This window comes from Streptomyces sp. NPDC111656 (genome assembly GCF_055656965.1).
The window spans coordinates 168,318-188,450 of sequence record NZ_JBVKCA010000013.1; the positions used below are offsets into that span (position 1 = coordinate 168,318).

General features: G+C 71.3%; 18 protein-coding genes and 3 pseudogenes. 12 read left to right on the forward strand and 9 right to left on the reverse strand.

Translation table 11 applies throughout. From position 1 onward, the window contains the following. Positions 1-259: 259 nt before the first annotated feature. Positions 260-559: a hypothetical protein gene (locus ACZ7M3_RS32960; RefSeq protein WP_472068022.1), complete on the forward strand. Its 300-nt coding sequence runs from the start codon at positions 260-262 to the stop codon at positions 557-559. A gap of 155 nt (positions 560-714) precedes the next feature. On the opposite strand, the gene ACZ7M3_RS32965 is transcribed toward ACZ7M3_RS32960, so the two are convergent. Further along, complete coding sequence (locus ACZ7M3_RS32965) at positions 715-1,542, reverse strand: alpha/beta fold hydrolase (protein ID WP_472068024.1); 828 nt, start codon at positions 1,540-1,542, stop codon at positions 715-717. 288 nt (positions 1,543-1,830) lie between these two features. Between ACZ7M3_RS32965 and ACZ7M3_RS32970 the strand changes: the two genes are divergently transcribed. After that, positions 1,831-2,199, forward strand: a complete 369-nt coding sequence (locus tag ACZ7M3_RS32970; protein WP_472068026.1) for a hypothetical protein — start codon at positions 1,831-1,833, stop codon at positions 2,197-2,199. A 73-nt stretch (positions 2,200-2,272) separates the two neighbouring features. On the opposite strand, the pseudogene ACZ7M3_RS32975 reads toward ACZ7M3_RS32970, so the two are convergent. From ACZ7M3_RS32975 to ACZ7M3_RS32990, 4 genes and pseudogenes are all read right to left on the reverse strand, one after another. Then, positions 2,273-3,310 (reverse strand): annotated as a pseudogene (locus tag ACZ7M3_RS32975) (RNA polymerase sigma factor); the annotation flags it as partial. Then, positions 3,295-3,876 (reverse strand): annotated as a pseudogene (locus ACZ7M3_RS32980) (ATP-binding cassette domain-containing protein); the annotation flags it as partial. The pseudogenes ACZ7M3_RS32980 and ACZ7M3_RS32975, both read right to left, overlap by 16 nt. Then, the gene (locus ACZ7M3_RS32985) at positions 3,836-4,372 is read right to left on the reverse strand and encodes a hypothetical protein (RefSeq protein ID WP_472068028.1); all 537 of its coding nucleotides are present in this window, start codon (positions 4,370-4,372) and stop codon (positions 3,836-3,838) included. The pseudogene ACZ7M3_RS32980 and the gene ACZ7M3_RS32985, both read right to left, overlap by 41 nt. Positions 4,373-4,809: 437 nt before the next feature. Continuing rightward, entirely contained in the window at positions 4,810-5,622 is an 813-nt protein-coding gene (locus ACZ7M3_RS32990; RefSeq protein WP_472068030.1) for a CDP-alcohol phosphatidyltransferase family protein, read from the reverse strand. Between the two features lie 106 nt (positions 5,623-5,728). On the opposite strand from ACZ7M3_RS32990, the gene ACZ7M3_RS32995 reads away from it, so the two are divergent. From ACZ7M3_RS32995 to ACZ7M3_RS33015, 5 genes and pseudogenes are all read left to right on the forward strand, one after another. Then, positions 5,729-6,709, forward strand: a complete 981-nt coding sequence (locus tag ACZ7M3_RS32995; protein WP_452971813.1) for a zinc-dependent alcohol dehydrogenase — start codon at positions 5,729-5,731, stop codon at positions 6,707-6,709. A 137-nt stretch (positions 6,710-6,846) separates the two neighbouring features. Beyond that, positions 6,847-7,245 carry a 6-pyruvoyl trahydropterin synthase family protein gene (locus ACZ7M3_RS33000; protein WP_121414292.1) on the forward strand — a complete coding sequence of 133 codons (399 nt, stop codon included), beginning with the start codon at positions 6,847-6,849 and terminating at the stop codon, positions 7,243-7,245. Continuing rightward, positions 7,242-8,570 carry a glycosyltransferase family 4 protein gene (locus ACZ7M3_RS33005; RefSeq protein ID WP_472068032.1) on the forward strand — a complete coding sequence of 443 codons (1,329 nt, stop codon included), beginning with the start codon at positions 7,242-7,244 and terminating at the stop codon, positions 8,568-8,570. Before ACZ7M3_RS33000 ends, ACZ7M3_RS33005 begins: the two co-directional genes overlap by 4 nt. Before the next feature lie 2 nt (positions 8,571-8,572). Then, a complete protein-coding gene (locus ACZ7M3_RS33010; RefSeq protein WP_472068228.1) occupies positions 8,573-9,511 on the forward strand; it encodes a class I SAM-dependent methyltransferase in 939 nt (312 codons plus the stop codon). 332 nt (positions 9,512-9,843) lie between these two features. Next, positions 9,844-10,605 (forward strand): annotated as a pseudogene (locus ACZ7M3_RS33015) (lysylphosphatidylglycerol synthase transmembrane domain-containing protein); the annotation flags it as partial. 167 nt (positions 10,606-10,772) lie between these two features. Here the strand turns inward: ACZ7M3_RS33015 and ACZ7M3_RS33020 are convergent. Beyond that, on the reverse strand, positions 10,773-11,576 hold the full coding sequence (locus ACZ7M3_RS33020) for a creatininase family protein (RefSeq protein WP_388526436.1): 804 nt from the start codon (positions 11,574-11,576) through the stop codon (positions 10,773-10,775). 49 nt (positions 11,577-11,625) lie between these two features. Between ACZ7M3_RS33020 and ribA the strand changes: the two genes are divergently transcribed. From ribA to ACZ7M3_RS33045, 5 genes are all read left to right on the forward strand, one after another. Further along, complete coding sequence (ribA, locus tag ACZ7M3_RS33025; RefSeq protein ID WP_472068034.1) at positions 11,626-12,315, forward strand: GTP cyclohydrolase II; 690 nt, start codon at positions 11,626-11,628, stop codon at positions 12,313-12,315. 75 nt (positions 12,316-12,390) lie between these two features. Continuing rightward, positions 12,391-13,368: an ornithine cyclodeaminase family protein gene (locus tag ACZ7M3_RS33030; RefSeq protein ID WP_452971822.1), complete on the forward strand. Its 978-nt coding sequence runs from the start codon at positions 12,391-12,393 to the stop codon at positions 13,366-13,368. Further along, a complete protein-coding gene (locus tag ACZ7M3_RS33035; RefSeq protein ID WP_472068036.1) occupies positions 13,365-14,510 on the forward strand; it encodes an NAD(P)/FAD-dependent oxidoreductase in 1,146 nt (381 codons plus the stop codon). The genes ACZ7M3_RS33030 and ACZ7M3_RS33035 overlap by 4 nt, the downstream gene beginning before the upstream one ends. Next, positions 14,507-15,625, forward strand: a complete 1,119-nt coding sequence (locus ACZ7M3_RS33040; protein ID WP_472068038.1) for a saccharopine dehydrogenase — start codon at positions 14,507-14,509, stop codon at positions 15,623-15,625. Before ACZ7M3_RS33035 ends, ACZ7M3_RS33040 begins: the two co-directional genes overlap by 4 nt. Further along, the gene (locus ACZ7M3_RS33045) at positions 15,618-16,769 is read left to right on the forward strand and encodes a saccharopine dehydrogenase family protein (protein ID WP_472068040.1); all 1,152 of its coding nucleotides are present in this window, start codon (positions 15,618-15,620) and stop codon (positions 16,767-16,769) included. Before ACZ7M3_RS33040 ends, ACZ7M3_RS33045 begins: the two co-directional genes overlap by 8 nt. Before the next feature lie 6 nt (positions 16,770-16,775). Here the strand turns inward: ACZ7M3_RS33045 and ACZ7M3_RS33050 are convergent, their stop codons facing one another. The 3 genes from ACZ7M3_RS33050 to ACZ7M3_RS33060 are packed head-to-tail and all read right to left on the reverse strand — an operon-like array spanning position 16,776 to position 20,047. Further along, complete coding sequence (locus ACZ7M3_RS33050) at positions 16,776-18,002, reverse strand: serine hydrolase domain-containing protein (protein ID WP_472068042.1); 1,227 nt, start codon at positions 18,000-18,002, stop codon at positions 16,776-16,778. A 57-nt stretch (positions 18,003-18,059) separates the two neighbouring features. Beyond that, positions 18,060-19,472: an MFS transporter gene (locus ACZ7M3_RS33055; RefSeq protein ID WP_472068044.1), complete on the reverse strand. Its 1,413-nt coding sequence runs from the start codon at positions 19,470-19,472 to the stop codon at positions 18,060-18,062. After that, a complete protein-coding gene (locus tag ACZ7M3_RS33060) occupies positions 19,469-20,047 on the reverse strand; it encodes a TetR/AcrR family transcriptional regulator (protein ID WP_472068046.1) in 579 nt (192 codons plus the stop codon). Before ACZ7M3_RS33060 ends, ACZ7M3_RS33055 begins: the two co-directional genes overlap by 4 nt. Positions 20,048-20,133 lie beyond the last annotated feature (86 nt).

Consider the following 20,133-nt stretch of genomic DNA (forward strand, 5'->3'; position numbering starts at 1 on the left):
CGTGGTGTCTCGTGCCGGGCGGCGTCGCACGACGTTCCGCGACGCTCACCGGAACAGACTCCCGCGCCGACCAGAACTCATCGCGGCAGCGGGCGCCCTCGGCCGTGAACACTCGCCTGGGGGACTGCTCGGCGAGCGTACGAGGCTTTCCGCAGGCGCCGGTACGCCTCCACGCGCTCTGTCCGGCAAGGCCCCTGGGGTGGAACGATTTCGGTGCTGGTACCCGCGTTTGGCACTACGAGCAGCAAGGGGGCTGGGCATGGCTGTGGTGTTGTCGATGCATTGGGCAGGGGTCACACCGGAGCAGTACGACATGGTGCGGGATGTGGTCGGTTGGGAGGAGATCCCGGCGGCTGGTGGCCAGGTGCACGTGGCCTGGTTCGATGCCCAGGGGTTCCACGTGACCGATGTGTGGGAATCCCAGCAGGCATTCGAGACCTTCTTCGCCGAACGGCTCGCACCCGCGATCCAGAAGGCCGGCATCACCGGTGCACCCGAGACAGGCTTCAGTCCGCTCCACCGGCGTTTCATCGCCGCCGGCATCAGCGGTGCGGCATAGGGACAGGACAAACGCCGCCCCACCCTGTTGAAGACTGCTGAGCGACCGCTGCGAAGCTGTGCCCGCCGCGCGCCGGACCTGGGGCTCCGGCGTGCGGCTGGCAGAGGGGCTGGACGGGGTGGGTCGGGGCGGGACGGGCCGGGAGTACGAGACGGTCAGGCCGAAGCGTCGGGCTTGACGATCGTGCTGACGAAGTCGCCGATGGCTCCGAGGGTGCGTCCCATCTGCTCGATCTGCGGGAAGTGCCCGGCGTCGGGGATCGGGGCGAAGTGCCCGTCGGGGAACGAGTCGGCGTAGCCGCGCCCGTACTTCAGGGGCGCTATGCCGTCCTGTTCGCCCCAGACGACCAGCACCGGCACGGTCACCCGGTGCAGTCGGCCGCGCAGCTTCGGGTCGTACGTGAACCCCTCGCCCCCGTACACGGCGAGGGTTTTCTGGTTGGCGACCGCCGCGGCCCGCTGCGCATCGCTGAACGAGGCGAAGTCGGGGCGGAACTGCGCGTTGGCGAAGGACAACTGGCTCACCTCGGCCGGGGCCAGGGTGCGCGGGTCGACGACCCGGTTCTCCTTCATGTGGGCGTGGATGCCCACCGCGTTCAGCAGGGTCAGCGCGCCGATCCGGCCGTGGTTGTCGCGCAGGGCCATCTCCGCGGCGATCCAGCCACCGATGGAGTTGCCGACCACCATGACGCCCTTCAGGTCCAGGGTGTCGAGCAGATCCAGGTACGCGACGGCCAGGTCGGCGACGGTGTCGAAACGCTCCGGGCGGGGAGTGCCGTCGAAGCCGGGGTGGGTCGGCGTGATGACGTACACGTGCTCGGACAGTGCGGACGAGATTCCGGCCACGGTGCGTGGGCCGGCACCGCCGTGCAGCATCAGCACGCCGGTGCCCTCGGTGTTCTCGCCGTACTCCTCGACAGTGACGGACAGTCCGCCGGTCAGCTCGATGGTGCGGGAGGCGGGGGCGGAGGTAGGGGTGGGCATGGGGAGGTCCTTGTCATCGCGTGGTGAGAGTTGACTCTCATGAAGTTAGAGGCTTCGCTCTCTTCGTGCAAGTGAACTCTCATGACGAGACTCGACTGTCCATGGAGAGGCTCCGGGGGCGGCCTTCGGGGTGTGGTCGCGGCCTGCTGCATTGGCGTCACCGACGTCACCGGGTCGAGGGATTGCACCTCCCGCTGGCAGGCCGGACATACCGGATAAATGCAATCATCACACCGGGGTGACATGGCGACTCCGAGCCGTCACCACATCTGGCAGGAGGACCCATCGATGAACCTCACTCTGAAGCGCCTGCTCGGCGTCACCGCGGCGGTGGTCACGGGCGCGTCGGCCCTGGTCGGCACCGGCGCCGGCACCGCCGACGCCTACGGTCGCGCGCACTGCGACCGTGCCGAACAGGACATGTGGAGCAGCGGCGGGCCCAGCCGCAACCTGACCGGCCACCACTGCAACATCCCGAACAACAAGAGGCGCTGGTACACCATCGAGATCGACACCCTCGTACGGACCCACTACAAGAGGGACACTCTGGACGGAGGGGTCGATCGGACCGAGACCCTGCACAACAGAACCATCAGCTGCATGGGCTACACCTCCGGCGACGGCAAGGTGAACTGGTTCGGATGCCCGCCCTCCTGACACACCCGCCGAAGGACCGGCCTGGGAGGAATCCCCTCCTGGGCCGGCCGTCTCTCTGCAGGAGTGAGGGAGTTCAGCTGACGTCGAGGTAGTCCCGTAGGGCCTGGGAGCGGGAGGGGTGGCGCAGTTTGGACATCGTCTTGGACTCGATCTGACGGATGCGCTCACGTGTCACCCCGTACACCTGCCCTATCTCCTCCAGGGTCCGGGCCTGACCGTCGATGAGGCCGTAGCGCAGGGAGATGATCCCGGCCTCGCGTGCGGTCATGTTCGCGAGGACGGCCTGGATGGCGTCCTTGAGGAGGAGGAAGGTGACCATGTCCGCGGGGGAGATGGTCTCGCTGTCCTCCAGGATGTCACCGAGTTCCGTGCCGCCGTCCTCGCCGAGCGGGGTGTGGAGTGAGACCGGCTGCTTGCTGTAGCCCTCTATCTCGGTGATCTTCTCGACGGGGACGTCCAGCTTGTCCGCGAGTTGTTCCGGTGTGGGTTCGGCCCCGGTGTCCTGGAGTATTTCCCGGCGGACCTTGGCCATGCGGTTGATGACCTCGACCATGTGGACGGGAATGCGGATCGTCCGGCTCTGGTCGGCCAGGGCGCGTGAAATCGCCTGCCGGATCCACCAGGTCGCATAGGTCGAGAACTTGAACCCTTTGGTGTAGTCGAACTTCTCCACCGCGCGGATCAGTCCCGTGTTTCCCTCCTGGATCAGATCCAGGAAAAGCATTCCCCGTCTGCTGTACCGCTTGGCGATGGAGACGACCAGGCGCAGGTTCGCCTCGACGAGATGGGACTTCGCCACATGTCCGTCCGCGGCGAGAATCTCCAGTTCGCGTTGGAATTCGGGGCTGATGTGCGGCTCTTCCGACAGCCTCCGCTCGGCGAACAGGCCCGCCTCGATCCGCTTCGCCAGCTCCACCTCCTTCTCGGCGTCGAGGAGGGAGACCCGGGCGATCTGCTTGAGGTAGTCGCGCACCTGATCGATCGTGGCGCCGCCGGAGGTGAGCCGGGGGCTGGGCGCGTCGTCGTCCTCGTCCGCATACGCGGCGGGATTCGGCGACTCCAGTTCCCATGCCTGAGTGTCCGTTTCCATGGCGCTCAACTCCTCTCCAGAAGCGGTCGGAGGAACTGCCCGGTGTAGGACCGAGGCTGGGCCGCCACCTGTTCGGGGGTGCCCTCGGCGATCACTGTGCCGCCGCGGTGGCCGCCTTCGGGACCCATGTCGAGGATCCAGTCGGCGGTCTTGATCACGTCGAGGTCGTGCTCGATGACGACGACCGTGTCGCCTTGGTCGACGAGTCGGTGGAGCACGGCCTGCAGTTGGCGGACGTCGTCGACATGCAGGCCGGTGGTCGGCTCGTCGAGGACGTGAAGCGTTCTTCTCTTGGTGCGTTTCTGCAGTTCGGCGGCGAGCTTGACGCGCTGTGCCTCGCCGCCGGAGAGCGTCGTGGCGGGCTGGCCGAGTTTCACATGGCCCAGACCCACGTCATGGAGCGTCCTGAGGTGCCGGGAGATGATCGCGTGTTCCGCGAAGAAATCCAGGCTGTCCTCGATGGTCATGCCCAGTACGTCGGCGATGGACCTGCCTTTGAAGTGTACGTCCAGGGTCTCCCGGTTGTACCGCGCTCCGTGACACACCTCACACGGCACGTAGATGTCGGGGAGGAAGATCATCTCGACACCGGTGATCGCGCGCCCCTCCGGGCGGGGGCTGCGTGCCGCGGGCAGCGGTATCCGCCGTCGGCCGGACAGATGGGCGCCGGTGGGGGAGGTCGGATGGTCGAGGAGTTCGCGCGCGGTACCCGAGTGCACCACGTGTCCGCCGTGCGCGCCCGCGCCCGGACCGATGTCGAAAAGGAACCGGGCAGGTGATGTGGACCTGCTCCCGGAACCCGTGCAGTACCACCTTCCTCGCGGGGGCGGGCAGTTGACGCCAGGGGGCGGCGGTGCTGAACCCGGCCGCCGCGGCCACCGCTTCGAGCAGCTGGGCGAAGTACTCGGCGCCGCTGGTGTTGGTCCACGGCGCGACGGCGCCCTCGGATTGCGACTTCTCCTCGTCCGGTACGACGAGTCCGGGGTCGGCCTCCGTCCATGAGCCCAGGCCGGTGCACTCGCGGCAGGCACCCCACGGCGCGTTGAAGGAGAACAGCCGCGGTTCCAGCGCCTCGAGGCCCACGCGGACGACGCCTCCGGCGAGCCGGTCCGGCTGAACCAGAGGGTGCCGACCGTGGAGCTCGGGTTGCGACCGGTCGTCTTCTGGGCGATCGCGATGGCCGGCGGCAGGCCCTCGATCACCTCGACATCGGGTTTGCCCAACTGGCCGAGAAGCTGTCGGGCGTAGACGGAAAGCGATTCGACGCAACGCCGTCGGCCCTCGGCGAACATCGCGTCGAAAGCCAGGCTGGATCTACCCGTACCCGATACTCCGGTGAAAGCGATGAGCGCATTCCTGGGCAACTCCACGGAGATGTCACGCAGGTTGTGCCGGCGGGCGCCCTTGATGACGAGTCGGTCTTTCACATGTCCGAACCCTACGACGGGGAGGAGCGTGCGGTTGCCGAATCGTTATCGACTGGTTCCGCCCTCGGTGACGCTCCGCCCGCCGCCGCGACCTCACGCTTCGACGAGCTCGCGGACGTCGTCCCGCACCTGCTGCTCCTGCTCCAGCACCCGCTCCTGCACCCGCTCCGTCTCCTGCTCGCGCTCCTCGACCGGGTGGCGGTGGCGGTACAGCCAGGTGATGTCACGGCCGAACGACCAGATGAGCGAGGCGAGCGCGAGGAGCACCGCGGCGGCGTTGCCCTCCAGGGGCATGATCCCGGCGCCCGCGACGAGCAGCACGATCCCCTGAAGGGCCGCCACGGTCTTGCGCGCCATGCTGTGCGGCAGGGCCGCGTTCAGCCAGGGCAGCACCCGGGCCGCCGCCACGAACGCGTACCGCATGGTGCCGATCAGCAGCACCCACGGGCCGAGCGACATCGAGACGTACACGCTCAGCACCAGGATCAGGAACGCGTCCACCTCCATGTCGAAGCGGGCGCCCAGCGCGGTCGAGGTGCCGGTGCGACGGGCGACCTTGCCGTCCACCCCGTCGAGGATCAGGGCGACCGCCGTGAGACCGACGAGCAGGCTGACCGGGGGCGAGCTCTCGAAGGAGTCCGCGACCAGGGCGGTGACCCCGCCGACCAGGATGGCCCGGCCGAGCGTCACCCGATTGGCCGGTCCGAAGGAACGGGGCCGTGAGCGACGCAGGGCACGGGTCAGCACCGCCCAGGTGGCGAGCCCGAAGGCCAGACCGGTCAGCCAGCCCGCGGGCCCCATCCCGATCGCCGTGCCCAGCAGAGCCAGCACCAGGAGCTGCAGACCCGCTCCCACCGTGGTCTCCTGCGCCAGGAGCCTCGCGTCGTACGTGTTGTTCAGGGCCACCGCACATCCTCCGGCCGTATGACAGAGTCGATCAACGCCGCGTACAGTGCGCGGCTTGTCACCGGTCCGTACGTGAAGATCTGCTGAATCGTTCAGGGGGACGCTCATGGAACTCACAGCTCGTGCCTTCTGGCTGGGCTCGCCCGGCCACGCCGAGATACGCGAGGTCGCCTTGCCGGCCCCCGCCGAGGGGGAGGTGCTCGTGCGGACGCTCTACTCGGGAGTGAGCCGGGGCACCGAGACCCTCGTCTTCCGCGGCGGCGTTCCGGAAAGTCAGCATGCTTCGATGCGTGCACCGTTCCAGGAAGGGGATTTCCCCGCACCGGTGAAGTACGGCTATTTGAGCGTCGGCCAGGTGGAGGAAGGCCCGGCGGGTCTGCGCGGCCGGACCGTCTTCTGCCTGTACCCGCACCAGACGCGCTACGTCGTGCCGCTGAGCGCCGTGACCGTCGTACCGGACTCCGTCCCCGCCCCGCGCGCCGTGCTCGCCGGGACCGTGGAGACCGCGGTGAACGCCCTGTGGGACGCGGCACCGCTGGTCGGCGACCGGATCGCCGTGGTGGGCGGCGGCATGGTCGGCTGCTCCATCGCCGCGCTCCTCGCCCGCTTCCCGGGCGTACGCGTCCAGCTCGTCGACGCCGACCCCGCGCGCGCCGACATCGCGCGCGCCCTGGGCGTGGACTTCGCGCTCCCCGCGGACGCCGCGGGCGAGTGCGACCTCGTCGTCCACGCCAGCGCCACCGAAGCCGGGCTCACCCGGTCGCTGGAGCTGCTCGCCCAGGAGGGCACCGTCCTGGAGATGAGCTGGTACGGCGACCGGCGGGTCAGCCTGCCGCTGGGCGAGGCCTTCCACTCACGGCGCCTGGTCGTGCGCAGCAGCCAGGTGGGTTCCGTTTCCCCGGCGCGGCGCGCCAGTCGGACGTACGCCGATCGGCTGGCACTCGCCCTGGAACTGCTCGCCGAGCCCGCCTTCGACGCACTCGTCACCGGTGAGTGCGGCTTCGACGAACTGCCCGACGTGATGCCGAAGTTGGCCTCCGGATCGATACCCGGCCTGTGCCATCGCGTCGTCTACGAAGGCGTTTGAGCACTGAACAACCTGCCTGACCTCCAAAAACTGCAAAGAAAGGGGAACAGGCAGCTGAACAAGGAGAACGGGGCAGCCGTACTACACGGCATGGTCCCGGCAGGGGATCAGACGTGCCGCACCTGGAGGGTCGTCCGTTGTTCAGCATCACCGTCCGCGATCACCTGATGATCGCCCACAGCTTCCGTGGCGAGGTCTTCGGGCCCGCGCAACGCCTGCACGGGGCGACGTTCCTGGTGGACGCCACGTTTCGCCGGGCCGAGTTGGACGACGACAACATCGTCGTCGACATCGGTCTGGCCACGCAGGAACTCGGCGCCGTCGTGAGCGCGCTGAACTACCGCAACCTCGACAACGAACCGGACTTCAAGAACACCAACACCTCGACGGAGTTCCTGGCCAAGGTCATCGCCGACCGCCTCGCCGAGCGCGTGCACGCCGGGGCCCTCGGCGAGGGCGCCCATGGCCTCGCGGGCATCACGGTCACCCTGCACGAGTCGCACATCGCCTGGGCGAGTTACGAGCGTGCGTTGTGACCGACACGACCATGGACCAGGCGTCCCCCAAGACCGGCCAGGGCTCCCCGAAGTCCCAGCAGGCGTCCCCGAAGACCGGCCAGGCGTCCCCGAAGACCGGCCAGGCGTCCCCGAAGACCGGCCAGGCGTCTGCGAAGTCCGGCCAGGCGGCGGCGAACGGCGACCCGGCTTCCCTGAACTACGTGCCCGTGCAGCACACGGCTCTCAAGAACGCCGAGATCATCCCCATGTCCCTGCGCTCCGTGCACTTCGTGATGCCGGGCGGTGTCGACGACACGTCCGCGCCCAGCGGCGGCAACGCCTACGACCGGCGGCTCTGCCTCGACCTGCCCGGCTTCGGCTGGCAGGTCCACAAGCACGCCGTCGCGGGCAGCTGGCCCCGGCCGTCGGCCTCCGCCCGTACGGAGCTGGCCCGCACGCTCAGTGAGTTCCCGGACGACTCGGTCGTCCTCCTCGACGGGCTCGTCGCCTGCGGCGTCCCCGAGATCATCGTCCCCGAGGCCGAACGGCTGCGTCTCGCCGTCCTGGTGCACCTGCCGCTCGGCGACGAGACCGGGCTCGCGCCCGCCGTGGCCGCCGAGCTGGACGCGAAGGAACGGGCGACATTGCGGGCGGTGTCCGCCGTCGTCGCCACCAGCGACTGGGCCGTCCGCCGGCTGGTCGCCCACCACGGGCTCGCCCCGGAACGGGTCCATGTCGCCGCCCCGGGCGCCGACATCGCGCCCCTCGCCTCCGGCACCGACGGCGTCTCCCGGCTGCTGTGCGTCGCCGCGGTCACCCCGCGCAAGGGCCAGCACCGGCTGATCGAGGCCCTCGCCACCGTCACCGACCTGCCCTGGAGCTGCGTCTGCGTCGGCGGACTCACCCAGGACCCGACGTACGTCGCCCAGCTGCGCGGCCTGATCGAGAAGTACGGACTCGGCGACCGGTTGCACCTCGCGGGACCGCAGGCGGGCGCGGAACTCGACGCGAGCTACGCGGCGGCCGACCTCATGGTCCTCACCTCCTACGCCGAGACGTACGGCATGGCCGTCACCGAGGCGCTCGCGCGCGGGATCCCGGTGCTGGCGATCGACGTGGGCGGGCTCCCCGAGGCGGTCGGGCGCGCGCCCGACGGCGGGGTCCCCGGCATCCTCGTACCCCCGGAGAACCCGGCGGCGCTCGCCGTGGAACTGCGCGGCTGGTTCGGCGAGGCCGATGTGCGCCGCCGGCTGAAGGCCGCCGCGCGCAGTCGCCGGGCCGCACTGGACGGCTGGGCGACCACCGCCCGCAGCCTGGCCGGTGTGCTGGGACGTCTCCCGCAGCAGCCTCGGAGGGCGGCATGAGTATGACTGCGACTCCGTCGGGAGTTCCGGAACAGGGCGTGTCGGAGGTGGGCGTGCAGGGTGGTGTGTCCGGGGTTCCGGGGCAGCGCGCGAGCGCGCCCGACGACGACGTGCCCCGCTACGCCCCCCAGTGGCTCCAGCTGCGGGAGCCCGCGGACGCCGCCGCACGGGCGCCCGAACTGCTCGACCCGCTGCGCATCCGGCTGGCGAACCGGCCGGGCCGCGGCGGCGACCTGGTGATCCACGACCTCGGCTGCGGCACCGGCTCCATGGGCCGCTGGCTCGCCCCCCGGCTCGACGGCGCCCAGCACTGGATCCTGCACGACCGGGACCCCTATCTCCTGCATTTCGCGACCGTGGGCGCACCGCGCGCGGCCGCCGACGGCAGCCGGGTGACGGTCACCACCCAGCGCGGTGACATCGGCCGGCTGACCGCGGACGCGCTGACCGGGGCGTCCCTGGTGACGGCGTCCGCCCTGCTCGACGTGCTGACCCGGGAGGAGATCGACCGGCTCGCGGCGGCCTGCGCGGGCGCCGGGGTGCCGGCCCTGCTCACGCTCTCCGTCGTGGGGCGCGTCGAGTTCACACCGGCCGATCCGCTGGACGCCGAGTTCGCCGAGGCGTTCAACGCCCACCAGCGGCGCGGGGAACTGCTCGGCCCCGACGCGATCACGGCGGCCTGCGAGGCCTTCGACCGGCACGGCGCGACGGTACGGGTGCATCCGAGCCCCTGGCGGCTCGGCGCCGACGAGGCCGACCTCACGGCGGAGTGGCTGCGCGGCTGGGTCGGTGCGGCCGTCGAGGAGCAGCCCGCGCTGGCCGCCCGTGCAGAGTCGTATCTGCAGTCCCGCCTCGCCGCCTGCGCCGCGGGTGAACTGCACGTACAGGTCCACCACAGCGACGTACTGGCGCTGCCGCGGCCGACCGGCGGTGCGGTGTGAGCGCCGGGGCGGGGACGGCGGAGGCGGTCGGCGTGGACGCGGGCCCCTCCAGCCCGCGCGGTGCGGTGACCGCTGTCCGGGTCCACGCGGACCCGGTTTCGGTGCGCGGCGACGTCGGTCCGGCGGACACGGCACCGACCGGTGGCGTGGCGGGTGAGCCGCGCGCCGAGGGCGAGCCGAACGTGGCGCCGGCCCGCGGCGCGACGGAGTTCCCCCGTTCCCGCCCCGGCGCGGTTCACGTCGATGCCGAGACGCCCCCGACCCCCGCCCGCCGCAAGGGGGGCTCCCTGCGCACGCACATCGGTTCCGTCGTGGGTGTCCTCATCCTCGGTGTGCTGCTCTGGCGGCTCGGTACCGGTGTCTTCCTGGACGGCCTGCGGCGGGTCGACGGCCCGACCCTGCTGGCAGGGCTGGGGCTCGGTCTGCTGACCACCGTGTTCAGCGCCTGGCGCTGGTGCCTGGTGGCACGTGGACTGCGGATCCGGCTGCCGCTGGGCGGCGCCGTCGCGGACTACTACCGCGCGCTGTTCCTGAACGCGGCGCTGCCCGGCGGTGTCCTCGGCGATGTGCACCGCGCGGTACGACACGGCCAGAGCACCGGGGACGTCGGCCGCGGCGTACGCGCCGTGGTCCTCGAGCGGACCGCGGGCCAGGCGGTCCTGGTGGCCGTCGGCGCGGTGGTCCTGCTCACCTTCCCGTCACCGGTCCTCGCGGACGCCCGCCAACTCGCCCTGATCCTGGCGATCGTCTCGGTGTGCGGAGTCGTCACGGCGGGCGCGGTCCGCAGGGGCAGGGCCCGGTCCGGCCCGTCCCGGCGTTACGGAGCCGTCCGCGCCGCGCTCACCGAGGCGCGCGGCGCGCTGCTCGCCCGCGGCAACTGGCCGGGCGTGCTCATCTCGTCGGTCGTGGTGCTGGCGGGACATCTCGCGATGTTCCTGCTCGCCGCCCGCGTCGCCGGATCCCACGCCTCCGCCGCCGTACTGCTGCCGCTCGCCCTGCTGGCCCTGCTCGCCATGGGCCTGCCGCTGAACATCGGCGGCTGGGGCCCCAGGGAAGGCGTCATGGCCTGGGCCTTCGGCGCCGCCGGGCTGGGTGCCGGCATGGGCCTGAGCGTCGCGGTGATCTACGGAGTGCTCAGCTTCACCGCCGCCCTGCCCGGCGTCGCGGTCCTGGTCGTCCGGTGGTTCGCGGCGCTGCGGCGCCCCCGGCAGGAGAACGCAGGAGGGCACGATCAATGCCGAGCGTCAGAGACCGCCGAAGTTCACGCTCCGGAAGTCCCCTTGGCCGGGGCCGCGTCGGAGGCCGTGGGCAGTGTCTTCTCCGTCACCAAGGAGAAGTACGCCCCGAAGGCCTCGGTCAGCCCCGCCAGGAGCTCCTTCCCCTTCTCGGCGGACGCCTTCGAGGGACGGCCGATGACGCCGGACTCGGTATAGCCGGCCATTCCGAGGGTGAGCAGATGACGCCGGTCGTCGGCGACGAAGTCAGAGGTCTCGTAACCGGGCCGGACCAATTCAGGATGCGTGTGCAGAAGAATGGAGGTCTCGATTTCACCGGCATGCATATCGGTGAGCAACGAGGTCTCCACACCTGCCCGTTCCAGCGCCGCCTCCCAGTCCTCCATGGCCGGGAAAAGCGCCATACGTGTACCGGTGCCGACGGATTCCTGAACCACATTGCCGAGCACGTAATTTCCGCCGTGCCCGTTGACCAGCACCAGGGTGTCGACGCCGGAGTGGCGCAGCGACGCGGCTATGTCCCGCACCACCGCGTGCAGGGTGACGGCGGAAATGCTGACGGTACCCGGCCAGGCCGCGTGCTCGTGCGAGCAGGAGATCGTCACCGGAGGAAGGAGATGGACCGGATGAGCGGCGGCGATCCGTTCCGCGACGGCGCACGCGACCAGGGTGTCCGTCGCCAACGGAAGGTAGGCACCGTGCTGTTCGAAACTCCCGACGGGAAGCACGGCGACCTCACGGGCGACACCGGCCCCCCGCTCGCGTACATCCTCCGTGGTGTCCGCCGGCAACAGACCGGATACCGCCGAGCGCGTTCCCGAACCACTCATGTCTCACGGCCTTTCGACGCTGCTTTCGACTCTGCTTAGGAACCAGATCATGACAGATAACTTTGGAGTACTCGCCGGGACCGCACGCCTCACAGGTGTCGAACGAGTCGTGAATGCCCCTTTGCCCACCGTGTACGGCGACTTCCAGGCGGTCGGCTTCCTGGATCACGATCGCGGAGAGGAGCAAGTGGCCCTGGTATACGGGGAGGTCGGCGATCTCAGCAACAGCGGGGAAGCCGCCACGAAGGAAGGTGTCCTCACCCGGCTCCATTCGGAGTGCCTCACCGGGGACGCCTTCGGCTCCACCCACTGCGAGTGCGGTGACCAGCTCGCCGCCGCGTTGCGCGCCATCGTCGCGGAGGGCCGTGGCGTCCTCGTCTACCTCCGCGGCCACGAGGGCCGCGGCATCGGCCTGCTCGCGAAGTTGCAGGCGATGAAGCTCCAGTCGGAGGGCCTCGACACCGTCGAGGCCAATGTCGCCCTCGGCCTCCCGGTCGACGCCCGTGACTACCGCGTCGCGGCGGACATCCTGCACGACCTCGGCGTCCGCTCCGTACGCCTGCTCTCGAACAACCCGCGCAAGCGGGAGTCGCTCCAGCGCAACGGCATCAAGGTCGCCGAGCAGGTCCCGCTGCTCATACCGCCGTGCCCGCAGAACATCACCTATCTGCGCACCAAGCGGGAGCGCCTCGACCACTTCCTGCCGCATCTGGACGTGGTGGTCTCCCACTCCTCCTGAGCGCGGGCGCCCGAGGGCGTCACCCGGAGGCGTCGGCTGTGGTGAGAGAGGTGCGCGCGGGGAAAGGTACTAGGAATGACCGACGACGTCCTGTACCTCTCCCGGGACCGGGTGACGGAGCTGTTGGACACCGATGCGGCGATCGCCTCGCAGCGCGCGGCGTTCACCGCGCTCGGTGACGGCACCGCCGAGCTCCCCGGCAAGATCATGCACCCCAGCCGATTCGACGACAGCGTCGTCTTCGCCTACCTCGCCAGGCTGTCCGCCGACACCGGGGCCGTCGCCAAGTTCGGCAGTGTCAACCCGGCCAACACGGCGGCCGGGCTGCCGACCGTGCACGCCGTGATCAACGCGCTCGATCCGGTGACCGGGCAACTCGCCGCCGTCATGGACGGTACGGCGGTCACGACCCTGCGCACCGCCGCGGCGAGCGCTGTCGCCCTCGACGCGCTGGCCACCGCCGACAGCGCGGAGCTGGGCCTTCTCGGCTCCGGCACCCAGGCCCTCGCCCACGCGCGGGCCGTCGCCCGGGTGCGGGACCTCAGGTCCGTACGGGTGTGGAGCCCGAACCCGGCCCGACGGGCGCGGGCCGCGCGGCGCCTCGCGACGGAACTCGGGGTCGCGACCAAGGCCGTCGACACGCCGGAGGAAGCCGTCGCGGGCCTGCCCATGGTCGCCGCCTGCACGCTCAGCAGCACACCCGTCGTACGGGGCGCGTGGCTGGCGCCCGGGTGCGCGGTCGTCAGCGTCGGCTCCTTCGAGCCCACCCGCAGCGAGGTCGACACGGAGGTCGTACGGCGGGCGGCGGCGGTCGTGGTCGACGACCCGGAGACGGCGGCGGAGCACGCCGGACCGATCGTGGACGCGCTGCGGCAGGGAGTGCTCACCCGCGCCGACCTGATCCCGCTCGGCGGCGTCCTGACCGGCAGCCACCCGGCCCGCACCCACCCCGACGACATCGTCTTCTACAACAGCGTCGGGCTCGGCATCCAGGACGCCGCCGCGGCCTGGGCCGTGATCGCGGCCGCTCGTGCCCGGGAGGCGCGCCGATGACCGGCAGCGCGCGGGTCGTCGTCATCGGCGGCGGGGTGATGGGCACGAGCATCGCCTACCACCTGGCCCGGGCCGGTGTACCGGACGTGGTGCTCGTCGAGCGCGACGAACTCGCCTCCGGGTCCACCTCGCGGGCCGCGGGCGGGGTCCGGGCGCAGTTCTCCGACGAGCTGAACATCCAGCTGGGTGCCCGGAGTCTGGAGGCGTTCGCCCGTTTCGGTGCGGAGCCGGGCCAGGACATCGGGCTGCGCCGGGTCGGCTATCTGTTCCTGCTCTCCACGCCCGAGGAGGTCGCCGCCTTCGAGGACGGCGTACGGCGGCAGAACGCGCTCGGGGTGCCCAGCCGTCTGATCGACCCGGCCGAGGCCCAGCGGCTGTCCCCGCTGATCACCACCGACGGGTTGCTGGCGGCGGCCTTCTCCCCGGACGACGGGCACTGCACGCCCGAGTCCGTCGTGCAGGGCTACGCGGCCGGGGCCCGCCGGTACGGCGCGACCGTGCTGCGGCACCGCGAGGTCACCGGCATCGAGACCCGCGGCGGCGAGATCACCGCGGTCGTCACCAGCCAAGGGCGGATCGCCACCGACACGGTCGTCTGCGCGGCCGGTGCCTGGTCGCGGGCGGTCGGCGCGATGGTGGGCGTGGACCTGCCGGTGCAACCGCTGCGCCGCCAGATCGCCGTCACCGAAGCCGTCCCAGGCCTGCCGCCCGACCTCCCCATGACCATTGACTTCGCCACCAGCCTCTACTTCCACAGCGAGGGCCCGGGCCTCCTCCTCGGCATGTCCGACCCCGACGAGATCCCCGGTTTCGCCACCACTCCCCACGACCGCTGGATCCCCCGTCTGTCCGAGGCGATGGAGCGCCGTGCCCCGGCCCTGCTCGACCTGCGCCGGACGGGCGGCTGGGCGGGCCTGTACGAGATCACTCCCGACCACAACGCCCTGATCGGCGAGGCGCGTTCGTGCGCACGCTTCCTGTACGCGACCGGGTTCTCGGGCCACGGCTTCCTCCAGGGACCGGCGGTCGGCGAGGTGATCCGTGATCTGTACCTGGGCCGCGTACCCTTCGTCGACATCAGCCCCCTGAGCGTCGAGCGCTTCACCGCCGACGCCCCGCGCCCGGAGGTCAACCTCGTATGACCGAACTCCACTTGTGGCTGCGCCACGAGATCCGTACGACCGAACGGCGTACCCCGATCGTGCCCTCGGACGCCCGACGGCTCGTGGAAAGCGGCGTGACGCTCACGGTCGAGGAGTCGCCGCAGCGGGTCTTTCCCATCGAGGCGTACGAGGACGCCGGCTGCCGGGTCGCGAAGGCAGGCTCCTGGGTGTCGGCGCCGCCCGAAACGGTCGTCGTGGGTCTGAAGGAACTCCCCGACGGGCCACCGGCCCTGACACATCGCCATGTCTTCTTCGGACATGCCTACAAGCGGCAGCCGGGGGCAGCGGCGCTGCTCCGCAGGTTCCTCGCCGGGGGCGGGGCCCTGCTGGACATCGAGTACCTGGTGCACGACGACGGGCGCAGGCTCGCCGCGTTCGGCTACTGGGCCGGATACCTGGGCGCCGCCCTGGCGGTGCTGCACCACCGGGGCAGCCTCAAGGCCCCGTTGCGGCCCATGTCGAAGGAGGAGCTGGACGCCGAACTCGCCTCGGAGGTAGGGGAGTTGCGTGCCCTCGTCATCGGCGCGCTCGGCCGCAGCGGCCGGGGTGCCCGGGTGGCGCTGGGCGTGGCCGGGGTCGAGCCCACCTGCTGGGATCTCGCCGAGACCCGTGAGCTGGACCGACCGGCGCTGCTGGCGCACGAGTTGATGGTCAACACCGTGCTCACCACCCGGCCGATCCCGCCCTTCCTCACGGACAGGGACCTCGATGAGCCCGGCCGCCGGCTGCGCACCCTGTGCGACGTCACCTGCGACGTCGGCTCCCCGCTGAACGTGCTGCCGATCTACGACACCACGACGGACTGGGCGCACCCCGCCCGCCGCATCCGCGAGCGGCCCGCCCTCGACCTGATCGCCATCGACAATCTGCCGTCGCTGCTGCCGCTGGAGGCGAGCGTCGACTTCTCGGCGTCGCTGCTGCCCCAGCTGCTGGAGTTCGGGGTCGGCGGACCGTGGGGGCGCTGTCTGGACCGCTTCCACGAGGCGTGCCGCGCCCTTGAGGCCGAGGAAGCCGAGGATGCCGGGGTGGCTGAGGAAGCCGAGAAAGCAGAGCACGTCGAGAAAGCAGAGGAAGGGGAGGCGCGTGATGTCTGAGGTGACGTCCGCGAGTGGCACCGTCCACTGGATCGGCGCGGGCCTGTCCACCGGCAGCGGTCTCGCCGCGACCTGCGACGCCGCCGACGGCGTACGCCTGTGGCAACGCACCGAGGAGCGTGCCGCGCGCAGCCTTCAGGCGTTGGGTCTGACCGGGCGGGCCGAGCCCCGTGCGTACACACGGGAGGCGCTCGCCGCCGAGCTCGCCCCCGGAGACGTCGTCGTCTCCATGCTGCCCGCGCCCGAACACGCCCCGCTGCTCGCCGTCTGTGTCGAGCGCGGCGCCCACTTCGCCTGCTCCAGCTATGTGTCGGACGCGGTCCTCGACCAGGTGCCCGCGGCCGAGGCGGCGGGAGTGGTGGTGCTGACCGAGTGCGGGCTCGACCCGGGCATCGACCACCTCTTCGCGCACAGTCTGATCGCCCGGGCCGAGGCCGAGATCGGCGCCGGGGCGGCCGCCTCGTACCGCCTCACCTCGTACTGCGGCGGCATCCCCGCCGTGCCCAACGACTTCAAGTACCGCTTCAGCTGGGCGCCCGCGGGCGTGCTCAACGCTCTGCGCTCGCCCGCCCGCTATGTCGAGGACGGCGCCGAGACCACCGCCGACCGCCCCTGGGAGGCCACCCGCCCCCACCTGATCGACGGCGAGGCCTTCGAGGTCTACCCGAACCGCGACAGCGTGCCCTTCGTCGAGCAGTACGGGCTTCCCGGCACCTGGAAGCCGGAGACCTTCGTGCGCGGCACCCTGCGCCTCGACGGCTGGCTGCGGGCCTGGGACGCGGTCTTCGAGGAGTTGAAGGCGGGCGACGACCGGCGGATCACGGCCCTCGCCCAGGAGCTGGCCAGGACCTATCCGACCACCGACGCGGACCGTGACCGGGTCGTCCTCGCCGTCTGTCTCGACGTGCGCGGCGGCTCCGGCGCGACCTGGTCGGGGCGCTGTCTCCTCGACCTCGTGGGCACCGCCGAGGAGAGCGCCATGGCCCGCTGTGTCTCCCGCACGCTCGCCCTCGGGGTCCGCCACATCCTGGACGGTTCGCTCCCGCCGGGGCTCGCCCGCGCCGCGGAGACGGCGGAGCGCTCCGAGCGGTGGCTGGCCGAACTCGCCCGGGAGGGAGTGCCCTTCACCCTGCGCGCGGGGTAGCCGGGCTCAGTCGAGCACGGCCTCGTGCACGAGCCGCTTGAGCTCGGGATAGATCGAGTGGGACGAGGTCGGGCGGACCTGGGTGTAGAACTGCACGGTCAGGTCGTGGCGCGGGTCGACCCAGAAGGTCGTACTGGCGACCCCGCTCCAGCCGAACGCGCCCTCGCTGGACGGCGACCGGGTGATCTCCGGGTCCACCACGACGGATACCCCGAGTCCGAAGCCGAGCCCCGCGTTGCCGGGCTCGCGGTGCAGCGCGCTGCCGAAGGTGCGGCGGTCGGCGCCGCCCGGGAGGTGGTTGGCGGCCATCGTGTCCACGGTCTCCGGCTTCAGCAGCCGGGCCCCGTCGAGTTCGCCGCGACGGCGGAGCATCTCCATGAAGCGGTGGTAGTCGTACGCGGAGGCCACCATGCCGCCGCTGCCGGAGAGGAAGCGCGGGCGGCCGTGCAGGGGGAGCCCGGCGATGGGGGTGATGCGGCCCTCGGCGTCCTCGCCGTAGAGCTCGGCGAGCCGCCCGGACTGCTCGTCGGTGACGCAGAACCCGGCGTCCGTCATCCCCAGCGGCCCGAAGATCCGCTCGGCGAGGAACTCGTCGAGGTCCTGCCCCGACACCACCTCGATCAGACGGCCGAGCACATTGGTGGAGACCGAGTAGTTCCACTCGGTGCCCGGCTCGAACTGCAGGGGCAGGCCCGCGTACACGTCGCAGGTCCCGGCCAGGTCCGCGCCCGGTGCCACCGACGACTCCAGACCGGCGTCGCGGTAGAGCGCGTCGACGGGGTGGGAGTGGTAGAAGCCGAAGGTCAGACCCGAGGTGTGGGTCAACAGGTGCCGGATCAGGAGGGGTTGCGCGGCCGGGCGGGTCTTCATGTCGGCGCCCGACCCGCTGACGTACACCCGGGGGTCGGCGAAGGCGGGGAGGAAACGGGCGACGGGGTCGTCGAGCCGGAAGCGTCCCTCCTCCAGGAGCATCAGCGCGGCGACCGAGGTGACCGGCTTCGTCATCGAGTAGATCCGCCACAAGGTGTCGGTCTCGACGGGGAGTCGGGCCTCGCGGTCGCGGTGGCCGTACGTGGTGAGGTGCGCGACCCGGCCGTGCCGGGACACGGACACGAGGTAGCCGGGCAGCCGGAGGTCGTCGACCAGGTGGGAGAAGTGCTGGTCCAGGCGGGCCAGCGCCTTCGGATCGAGGCCGGCCTCGCGCGGCTCGACCTCTTGTCGCAGATGTCCCATGGTTCTCCTCCGGACTGCGGCTCTCGGACTCGCTCGTCCTCATCGTCTCGCTCGCCCTCATCGTCTCGTACGGACTTCGCGGGCGGCGTCGCTGGGTGGGTGACCGGCGGGTCGCCGCTCGGCGACCGGTGCGTCGCCGCGGCCCGGGAGCCGCAGCGCCGACAGCGCGCCGACCGCCGTGAGGGCCGCGAGGACGGTCAGCGAGGGGCCCATGTCGACGCCGGCCAGGCCGACGAGCGTGGTCGCGACGGCCACCCCCACCGTCGGTCCGACGTTCATCGCGGTCTGCTGGAGCCCGCCCGCCACCCCGGCCGACCCGGCGGACGAGCAGCGCACGACGACGGCCGTCGCGCTCACCATCACCGCGACGAACCCCGCGCCCAGGAGCAGGAATCCGGCGCCGATCGCCAGGTCCGTCGAGGCGCGGTCGAGCCGGGACAGCAGCAGGACGCCGAGGAGGAGCAGCAGCATCGCGGTCCCGGTCGTGCGGCGCGGGCCGTAGCGGCGCAGCAGTACGGCGGAGACCGGCGCGCCCAGCACCATCATCACGGCCAGCGGGAGCGCACGCAGACTGCTCTGGAGCGGGTCGAGGCCGAGCACGTCCTGAAGGTAGTAGGTGCTGACGAAGAGCGTGCCGAACAGCGCCGCGGAGGCGCACACGAGGGTGCCGAGCGCCGCGCCGACCGTGGGGGAGCCGAGCAGGCCGGGCGGCACGAGCGGGCTCGCCGCGCGCCGTTCGTGCCGCACGAACGCGGCTGCCGCGACCGTCGCCACGACCGGACCGAGCACGGTCTCCGTGAGCCGGCCGGTCTCGGGCAGCACGACGAGCGTGCGCACCAGGGCGACCAGGGCCACCGCGAGCAGCGTCGCGCCGGGCACGTCGAGTCCGGCCGCCGAGCCTCTGACCCGGGGCGCGTCCCGGACGGTCAGGGCCAGGGCGGCCATGACGAGCGCGGGTACGACGTTCAGGAAGAAGACGGCCCGCCAGCCCAGCTGGGTGACCAGCGCCCCGCCGAGGAGGGGACCCGCGGCGGCCGCGAGACCGATGGCGCTGGTGCGCAGCGCGATGGGCATGCCGAGCCGGTCGGGCGGGTAGGCGGCGCGCAGCATCCCGAGGGTGGCGGGCTGCGACAGTGCGCCGAAGACGCCCTGGGCGACCCGCAGTCCGATCACCCAGCCGATGTCGGGCGTCAGCCCGATCCCCGCCGACGTCGCCCCGAACCCCACCATCCCCACGGCGAAGACCTGTTGGTGGCCGTAGCGGTCCCCGAGTCGCCCCGCGAACACCAACAGACTGGCCACCGCGATGAGATAGCCGGTACTGGTCCACTGCACCTGCGCGAACGACGCGTCCAGGTCGCGCCGCAGCGTGGGCTGAGCGACGGTGAGGACGGTTCCGTCCAGCGCGACGATCACGGCCCCGACGACGCTGTTGGTCAGTGTGAGACGGCGCCGCGCCGAGGGGGTCACCGCTCCTCCGGCCCGAGGTGCGCGTCCAGCGCGGCATCCAACAGGGCTGCGAAGTCGGTGGCTCCCGTGGCGAGCTGGAGGCTGCTCCAGCCCCACAGCTGGGCGATCCCGTGCAGGTTCGCCCAGAGGGCGCCCGCGACGAGCGCGGCGTCGGCCTCGGGGCGTGCCCGGCCGACCAGGTCCACCAGGACGCCGAACAGCGGCAGACTGGTCTCCCGGAGCCCCAAGGTCCCACTCTCCAAGAGATCATGACGGAACATCAGCTCGTACATCCCGGGCTGAGTGAAGGCGAAATCGAGATAGACCCTCCCCAGCGTCGTGAGCTGGGCGCGGGGACTCGCCCCTCCGTCGCCCAGCGCCTCCGTCGCCCGGGTCCCCAGGTCGGCGAAGCCCCGGCGCGCGATGGCGGAGAGCAGTTCCAGATGGGTCGGGAAGTAGCGGCGCGGGGCGCCGTGGGAGACGCCCGCGCGACGGGCGATCTCCCGCAGGGTCAGAACCTGCGCGCCCTGCGTGGTCACCAGGTCCACGCCCACCTCGATCAACCGGGCCCGCAGCCCGGTGTCCGCTTCACTCATGGACCCTGTCTACCAGTACCCGTAGACACTGTCTACTATTTTGGTAGACGGTGTCTACGTGACGGGAATGGCCATGCGTTCCCCGG

Coding starts and splice junctions, on each gene's coding strand:
- ACZ7M3_RS33045 (WP_472068040.1), top strand. CDS start 15,618: ATGTCTGAGGTGACGTCCGCGAGTGGCACCGTCCACTGGATCGGCGCG.
- ACZ7M3_RS33020 (WP_388526436.1), bottom strand. CDS start 11,576: ATGAGTGGTTCGGGAACGCGCTCGGCGGTATCCGGTCTGTTGCCGGCG.
- ACZ7M3_RS33010 (WP_472068228.1), top strand. CDS start 8,573: ATGACTGCGACTCCGTCGGGAGTTCCGGAACAGGGCGTGTCGGAGGTG.
- ACZ7M3_RS32970 (WP_472068026.1), top strand. CDS start 1,831: ATGAACCTCACTCTGAAGCGCCTGCTCGGCGTCACCGCGGCGGTGGTC.
- ACZ7M3_RS33030 (WP_452971822.1), top strand. CDS start 12,391: ATGACCGACGACGTCCTGTACCTCTCCCGGGACCGGGTGACGGAGCTG.
- ACZ7M3_RS33035 (WP_472068036.1), top strand. CDS start 13,365: ATGACCGGCAGCGCGCGGGTCGTCGTCATCGGCGGCGGGGTGATGGGC.
- ACZ7M3_RS32960 (WP_472068022.1), top strand. CDS start 260: ATGGCTGTGGTGTTGTCGATGCATTGGGCAGGGGTCACACCGGAGCAG.
- ACZ7M3_RS32965 (WP_472068024.1), bottom strand. CDS start 1,542: ATGCCCACCCCTACCTCCGCCCCCGCCTCCCGCACCATCGAGCTGACC.
- ACZ7M3_RS33040 (WP_472068038.1), top strand. CDS start 14,507: ATGACCGAACTCCACTTGTGGCTGCGCCACGAGATCCGTACGACCGAA.
- ACZ7M3_RS32995 (WP_452971813.1), top strand. CDS start 5,729: ATGGAACTCACAGCTCGTGCCTTCTGGCTGGGCTCGCCCGGCCACGCC.
- ACZ7M3_RS33060 (WP_472068046.1), bottom strand. CDS start 20,047: ATGAGTGAAGCGGACACCGGGCTGCGGGCCCGGTTGATCGAGGTGGGC.
- ACZ7M3_RS33050 (WP_472068042.1), bottom strand. CDS start 18,002: ATGGGACATCTGCGACAAGAGGTCGAGCCGCGCGAGGCCGGCCTCGAT.
- ribA (WP_472068034.1), top strand. CDS start 11,626: ATGACAGATAACTTTGGAGTACTCGCCGGGACCGCACGCCTCACAGGT.